Below are 7,466 nucleotides of genomic sequence, written 5' to 3' on the forward strand. Positions count from 1 at the left end.
CTGTTTCTATTTTTTCAGAGAGATGTGGATTTCCAATATCAATTTTAAATAATAATGCAAATCAATCCACCGCTACCATCATTGATTATCCTTTCTAACGCTCTTCTCATCTTATTTCTTGCATCATCAGGCATGGTGTTTAGTTTCCCTTGCAATTGTTCGTTAACTAAATCATATAGGGATTTGCCAAATAAATTGGATTGCCAGATCTTTGATGGGTCCCCTTCAAATTCGTCTAAGAAATATTTTACCAGCTCTTCACTTTGCTTCTCCGTTCCTATTAAAGGTGATACTTCAGTGGTGATATCACAACGTAATAAATGTAGGGAAGGAGCCTTTGCTTTCAGTTTTACACCAAATCTATTGCCCTGCCTATATATTTCTGGTTCATCTAATTCCATTTCATCTAGACTAGGACTTACCAAACCATAGCCAATTTCATTAGCTTGAATCAAAGCATTTTCAATTTTATCGTACTCCCTCTTTGTATGAGCTAATTTGTTTATTAAACCTAATATTTGATAATCGCCTTCTATTGTATATCCAGTCATCTCTTTTAATACTTCATAGAACAATCCTTCATCAATAATTATTTCAGCATTTACTACTCCTTCCCCCAATTTGATTTCCTTTATATTAATATCCTTTACTATATCCAGTTCATTTAAAACTTTTAAAGAAATATCAACTTCATTTAATTTCTGTAAAGTTTGTACTGATTCCTTTAAAGAATCTAATATATTAGATTTTATCCAATGATTCCTTGGTAAACCTTCTATCCAACCTGGTAAATTGATGGTAATCTCTTTAACTGGAAATTCAAACAATAGCTTTTCAAAAACTTTCTCCACATCTTCAATTTCCATATTCAAACAATCTACAGTTACTACTGATACCCCATACTTTTCTTCCAAACTTTCCCTTAATGCTATAGTGCTATCTAAATTGGGATGTTTAGTATTTAGAATAATTACAAAAGGCTTTTCTAATTCTTTCAATTCAAATATTACTCTTTCTTCAGCCTTTATGTAATTGGATCTATCTATATCTGTAATTGAACCATCTGTTGTTACTACTATCCCAATAGTTGAATGATCCGTAATGACTTTTCTAGTTCCAATTTCAGCTGCTTCTTCAAAAGGTATGTCCTTTTCATACCAAGGGGTTGAAACCATCCTAGGAATATCATTTTCAATATGTCCTAAAGCTCCCTTTACCAAATATCCTACACAATCTACCATTCGGACTTTAAAGGTTACATTATCCTTTAAGGTCAATTCAACTGCCTCATTAGGTACAAACTTAGGCTCTGTAGTCATAATTGTTTTTCCTGCCCCACTCAGTGGCAATTCGTCCTTGGCTCTTTCTTTTTTATACTTGTTTTCAATATTGGGTATAACCAATAGTTCCATAAATCTTTTAATAAAAGTCGATTTCCCCGTTCTAACTGGTCCTACTACTCCTGCATATATATCCCCTTCTGTTCTTTCAGCTATATCCTCATATATGTCAAACCTTTCCACTTTTCCCCCTCCTTCACAATCATAATGTAAATTAATAATACTTAACATTATATATATATGTACTAGGCCTTATAATATGATAGGGTTTAAAAAAAACCTGCTAGAATGTAGCAGGTTTTTTACCAATCTTTTATCTGATGCTTTATTACATCTTCCATCTCATGTTTTTTGTCCCTTAGCATTAAATTGACAACAGAATTTTTTACATCTTTTCCTTCATATAAAACTTCGTATATTTCTTTAGTAATAGGCATTATAACATCATATTTCTTAGCTAATTCATAGGTAGACCTGGTGGTCTTAATTCCCTCTACTACCATTCCAACAGACTTTATAGCTTCTTCCAAAGTCTTACCTTGGCCTATTAGTATTCCAGCTCTTCTATTCCTACTATGCATACTTGTACAAGTTACGATTAAATCCCCTATACCAGCCAAACCTGAAAAAGTTAAACTATTAGCCCCCAACTTCTCTCCCAGCCTTGCAATTTCAGTAATTCCTCTTGTCATAAGAGCAGCCTTGGTATTATCCCCATATTCTAATCCATCTGAAACTCCGGCTCCCAATGCAATAACGTTTTTTAATGAACCCCCTAATTCAACACCTATTACATCTGGATTGGTATAAACTCTAAAAAATGGAGACATAAATATATCTTGTACATACTCAGCTACTCTTTTATCTAAAGAAGCAGCTACTACCGTAGTAGGCATATTCCTTGCAACTTCCTCTGCATGAGAAGGTCCCGATAATACTGCATAGGGATTATCTGGTAATATTTCACCAACTATTTCAGATATCCTAAGTAAAGTGTCATTTTCAATCCCTTTTGCTACATTTACAATTATCTGCTCTTTATTGAACAAATTTTTATGATTATTTAGAACTTCTCTTACCCCATGGGAAGGAATAGATAAAACCAATAAATCCTTATTATAAATGGCTTCAGATATATCATCAGTCACATTAATACTTTCAGATATTGTAACCTCTGGTAGATATTTGCTATTTTCCCTATGCTCTCTCATCTGTTCCATTTGTCTTTTATCTCTAACCCAGATATCCACCTTATGATTATTATTTGAAAGTAGGATAGCTAATGCAGTACCCCAACTACCTCCACCGATTACACCAATATTATTCATCTAATGTTCCTCCCTATTAACTTTTTCCCTTGTTATTAATCTTTCTCCCTATTCCACTTTTTCCCCAATTTTATACTCTTTCCCATGGATTAATCTTTTGATATTTGCTCTATGCCTATAAATTGCTAATATTGCTAAAATCAAAGTTGTGATAAAATAGTTTCTATTAAAAGGCTTATTGATTACAACCCCTAGAATTGGTACCAGAAATGCTGAAAGAATTGACCCTAAAGATACATATCTGGTAATAATTACAACTAATAGAAAAAATATAAAGGATATAATTGCAATAGGCCAATGTAGAGATAGGAGTACTCCAAAAGAAGTAGCAATACCCTTACCTCCTTTAAATTTAAGAAATATAGGCCAATTATGTCCAATAACTGCAAATAATCCTCCTATTAATTCCCCATTATATCCCATTATTTTTCCACCCAAATATACAGCTAATATACCCTTAAACATATCAAGAATAAATGCTAATATCCCGATTTTTTTGCCAAATACCCTTAAGGCATTGGTAGCCCCTGCATTACCGCTGCCAAACTTTCTTATATCTGTTTTTTTTAATAATTTACCCAATACATAGGCAGAAGAAAAACTTCCAATCAAATATGAAACTCCAGCAACTAATAGATATTTCAAACTCATTCACCCTTTTCCCTAAAATCAAATTGAATAGGTACCCCATCAAATCCAAAATATTTCCTAATTTGATTTTCCAAATATCTCTGATAGGAAAAATGCATTAATTGTCGTTTATTTATGAAAATCAAAAACTTTGGTGGCTTTACAGCAATTTGAGTGCCATAGTATATTTTCAATCTAACTCCTTTATCTGAAGGTGGCTGATTTAATAATACTGCTTCATTGATTATATCATTTAATACACCTGTGCTTATTCTTAAATTGGAATTATTATTGACTAGATTTATTAGCTGAAATAACTTATCTACTCGTTTTCCAGTTTTAGCAGAAATAAATACAATGGGTGCATAGGAGATGAAGGCTAATTTATTTCGAATATCTTTTTCAAAGTTCAAATGAGTATTGGTTTCCTTTTCTACTAGATCCCATTTATTAACTGCAATAATAATTCCTTTTCCATTTTCATGGGCATATCCAGCAATCTTCGTATCCTGCTCCGAAATCCCTTCTGTACTATCAATAATCAATACACACAAATCAGATCTATCAACAGCAGACAGAGTACGAACAACACTATACCTTTCAACCTTTTCATAAATACTACGTTTCCTTCTTAATCCCGCAGTATCTATCAATACATATTTATTCTCTTCATAGGTAAAATATGTATCTATTGCATCTCTTGTAGTGCCAGGTATATCCGTTACAATAACTCTGTCTTCTCCTAATATATTGTTAATCAAAGAGGATTTCCCTACATTGGGTTTACCGATAATAGCTACCTTAATAAGGTCATCATCATATTCTGTATCCTTGTGTTCTGGAAAATGTTTAATAATTTCATCTAATAAATCCCCTATACCTAGCCCTTGTTCAGCAGAGATAATCATTGGTGATCCCATACCCAATTCATAAAATTCAAATATTTCATCTGGCATTTTATGGGTGTCGATTTTATTACAAACCATTAAAATTTCTTTTCCTGATTTTCTCAATATATTAGCAATTTCTCTATCCGTTGAAGTAACTCCATCTAATCCATCAACAACAAACAAAATAACATCTGCTGTATCTATGGCAATTTCCGCTTGTTGTCTAATATTAATAGGAATTATCTCTTCAGATTCAGGTTCTAACCCTCCTGTATCGATTAAAGTAAAATACCTGTTTAACCATTCTGCTTCTGCATAAATCCTATCCCTAGTAACTCCAGGGCTATCTTCTGTAATAGCTATTCTTCTCCCTACTATTCTGTTAAATAAAGTTGATTTTCCTACATTTGGTCTTCCCACTATACATACCACTGGTCTATCCATTCTTATCACCTCAAGTTCTTTTAAATAGATCGATTAAATCCTTCCCAGAAACCTCCATAGGAGTTATTCTAACCTTTAATCTATTTTCTATATCTTCTACAGTTAAATCATCTAAAAAAACATTGCTATCTGCCCTTAACATGGATTTTGGTATTATTATACCATCTATATCTTTATATTCTTTTAATTGACTAATAATATCTTGACCTGTAATCAACCCAGATACGGTAATAGATTTTCCAAAGAAATTGTTTTCTATGGCAACTACTTTTATATCTAATCCAGAAAATTTGCCCATTATTTTATCTTTTATTCTGTTCAAAAAATCCTCTGCCAATGTACCTGTGGCTATAATATATTTTTTATTTATTTCTATTTTATCATCTATCTTCCTTAACTCTTCATCTATACTATTATCAAAAGTCCTTAACAACCCTACTCCATTTTCCAACTGAGGGAATCCTTCATATTCTTCATAATCTGGCAAAGGCTCCTCTGTTAGAGCATAGAACTCGTCAGAAGCAAATACAAATCTAGTTCCCATTTTTTTCAAAAATCCATCCTGTTCTTTCCTTATTAGATATAATAATTCCATAGCCCTTTGCCTATTATAGGGTATAATCTTATGAAGATTTTCCCTATATTTGGTTAATCCTACAGGGACTACCGCCACACTTTCAACACTTGGATATAGATTGGAAAGGTCCTTTAAAGTTCTTTCTAATTCCTTCCCATCGTTAACCTCTGGTACTAAAACTATTTGACAATTTACCTTAATGTCTGCTTCCTTAAATCTTTGGAGTATGGATAGTATTTTCCCCGCATTTTTATTGTTTAACATCTTTACCCTCAATTCTGGATTTGTTGTATGAACTGAGATATTTATCGGGCTTAATCTATATTTTATAATCCTATCAATTTCTTCCTCTGCCATATTGGTCAAAGTGATAAAATTCCCTTGTAAAAATGACAACCTGGAATCATCATCTTTAAAATATAAAGTCTCTCTCATATTAGGAGGTAATTGGTCTATAAAACAGAATATACATTTGTTTCTACAGGATTTAGCTTTGTCGATTAAAGGATTTGTAAATACAATACCTAAATCTTCATCAAAATCCTTCTCAATCTCTAAAATCCAAACTTCTCCCTCTTCTTTTTCAATTTCCACTTCTATATAATCATCGGATATTAAGAATTTATAATCGATAATATCTTTAACCTTTTCACCATTAATAGATAGCAATATATCATTAGGTTTAATTCCTAATTCTTCAGCTATACTATCTTTATTAACCTTTTCTATAATATTCCTATAATCATAAATCTTCTTTAGTTCCATAATATAACTCTCCATCTAATTATTTAAATCTCTATTTTATTATAGCAGAATACCTTATCAATACATAGTTTAAAATTTAAATATATAAGCCTACAGTTAACTGTAGGCTTATATATTTATTATGCATATAAAGGAAAGTCTTTGCAAAGTTTAATTACCTTTTCTTTAACTTCTTCCCTACTATTATCCTCATCTAAAGCTAAATCGATTATCTCAGCAATTCTTCTCATTTCCTCTTCCTTCATACCCCTTGTAGTTACAGCAGGAGTACCTATCCTTATTCCACTAGTTATAAATGGGCTTTCAGGATCAAAAGGTATTGTATTTTTATTAGTTGTTACATTAACTGCCTCTAACAATTCTTCAGCTTTCTTACCTGTTAAACCTTTATTTCTCACATCTATTAGGATTAAATGATTATCCGTTCCACCTGAAACCAATCTAAAGCCTCTTTCCATCAAGCTTTCTGCTAACACCTTTGCATTATTAATTATTTGACTTTGATAATCTTTAAAATCATCTTGTAAAGCTTCTCCAAAGCTCACAGCTTTAGCTGCAATAACATGCATTAATGGGCCCCCTTGAATTCCTGGGAAAATAGCCTTATCTATAGCTTTTCTATATTTCTCTTTACAAAGAATAGCCCCGCCTCTTGGTCCTCTTAATGTTTTATGGGTAGTAGTAGTTACAAAATCTGCATATGGTACTGGATTTGGATGGAGACCTGCTGCTACTAAACCAGCTATATGGGCCATGTCTACCATTAAATATGCTCCTACTTCATCAGCTATTTCCTTAAATATGGAGAAATCAATAGTCCTTGGATAGGCACTTGCTCCAGCCACTATCATCTTAGGCTTCTCTTTTAATGCTACTTCTCTAACTTGATCATAATCAATCATTTCCTTTTCCTTGTCCACGCCATAAGCAACAAAATTGAAGTAAGTACCAGAAATATTTACTGGACTACCATGAGTTAAATGGCCACCTTGTGATAAATTCATACCTAAAACCTTATCTCCAGGTTTTAGCACTGCAAAGTACACTCCTAAATTGGCATTGGAACCGGAATGAGGTTGTACATTTGCATGCTCTGCCCCAAACAATTTTTTTAATCTTTCAATGGCTAAATTTTCTACCATATCTACAAACTCGCAACCACCATAATACCTTCTACCAGGATAACCTTCAGCATATTTATTGGTCATTTGACTTCCCATAGCTTCCATAACCTGGGGTGTTACAAAGTTTTCAGATGCAATTAACTCTATATGTTCTTGTTGTCTTTTTGTTTCCAACTCTATTGTTTTCATTACCTCTGGATCAAATTTCTTTAAATTGGTGAAATCCATAGTATTATATTCTCCTTTCTTTTTAAATATAATTTAATTTATTACTAATTCATAGTATAATAATATAATGTATATATAAAGTTTTGCTATTCCTTTCTAATTAATTATATAGATAATAATTAGTATTTACAATACTATAA

The 7,466-nt window shown here is 32.2% G+C and carries 6 protein-coding genes; all 6 read right to left on the bottom strand.

Features of this window, described 5'->3' with window-relative positions; genetic code table 11:
* Positions 1 to 44: 44 nt before the first annotated feature.
* The 6 genes from spoIVA to glyA all read right to left on the bottom strand — a co-directional run bounded on the left by spoIVA (position 45) and on the right by glyA (position 7,326).
* Positions 45 to 1,523 carry a stage IV sporulation protein A gene (spoIVA, locus tag C3E90_RS11360; protein WP_236915784.1) on the bottom strand — a complete coding sequence of 493 codons (1,479 nt, stop codon included), beginning with the start codon at positions 1,521 to 1,523 and terminating at the stop codon, positions 45 to 47.
* 119 nt (positions 1,524 to 1,642) lie between these two features.
* Positions 1,643 to 2,668: an NAD(P)H-dependent glycerol-3-phosphate dehydrogenase gene (locus C3E90_RS11365; RefSeq protein ID WP_236915785.1), complete on the bottom strand. Its 1,026-nt coding sequence runs from the start codon at positions 2,666 to 2,668 to the stop codon at positions 1,643 to 1,645.
* 48 nt (positions 2,669 to 2,716) lie between these two features.
* Positions 2,717 to 3,319: a glycerol-3-phosphate 1-O-acyltransferase PlsY gene (gene plsY / locus C3E90_RS11370; RefSeq protein WP_236915786.1), complete on the bottom strand. Its 603-nt coding sequence runs from the start codon at positions 3,317 to 3,319 to the stop codon at positions 2,717 to 2,719.
* Complete coding sequence (gene der / locus C3E90_RS11375) at positions 3,316 to 4,632, bottom strand: ribosome biogenesis GTPase Der (RefSeq protein ID WP_236915787.1); 1,317 nt, start codon at positions 4,630 to 4,632, stop codon at positions 3,316 to 3,318. Before der ends, plsY begins: the two co-directional genes overlap by 4 nt.
* 10 nt (positions 4,633 to 4,642) lie before the next feature.
* Entirely contained in the window at positions 4,643 to 5,974 is a 1,332-nt protein-coding gene (locus C3E90_RS11380) for a DUF512 domain-containing protein (RefSeq protein WP_236915788.1), read from the bottom strand.
* Positions 5,975 to 6,093: 119 nt separating this feature from the next.
* A complete protein-coding gene (glyA, locus tag C3E90_RS11385) occupies positions 6,094 to 7,326 on the bottom strand; it encodes a serine hydroxymethyltransferase (protein WP_236915789.1) in 1,233 nt (410 codons plus the stop codon).
* Between the last annotated feature and the right edge of the window lie 140 nt (positions 7,327 to 7,466).

The organism is Clostridium sp. Cult2 (assembly GCF_021655075.1).
Taxonomy (GTDB): domain Bacteria; phylum Bacillota; class Clostridia; order Tissierellales; family Tepidimicrobiaceae; genus Schnuerera.

What these genes read in the sequence shown, in the direction of transcription:
- C3E90_RS11365 (WP_236915785.1), bottom strand. Translation starts at nt 2,668, where the DNA reads ATGAATAATATTGGTGTAATCGGTGGAGGTAGTTGGGGTACTGCATTA.
- plsY (WP_236915786.1), bottom strand. Translation starts at nt 3,319, where the DNA reads ATGAGTTTGAAATATCTATTAGTTGCTGGAGTTTCATATTTGATTGGA.
- der (WP_236915787.1), bottom strand. Translation starts at nt 4,632, where the DNA reads ATGGATAGACCAGTGGTATGTATAGTGGGAAGACCAAATGTAGGAAAA.
- C3E90_RS11380 (WP_236915788.1), bottom strand. Translation starts at nt 5,974, where the DNA reads ATGGAACTAAAGAAGATTTATGATTATAGGAATATTATAGAAAAGGTT.
- glyA (WP_236915789.1), bottom strand. Translation starts at nt 7,326, where the DNA reads ATGGATTTCACCAATTTAAAGAAATTTGATCCAGAGGTAATGAAAACA.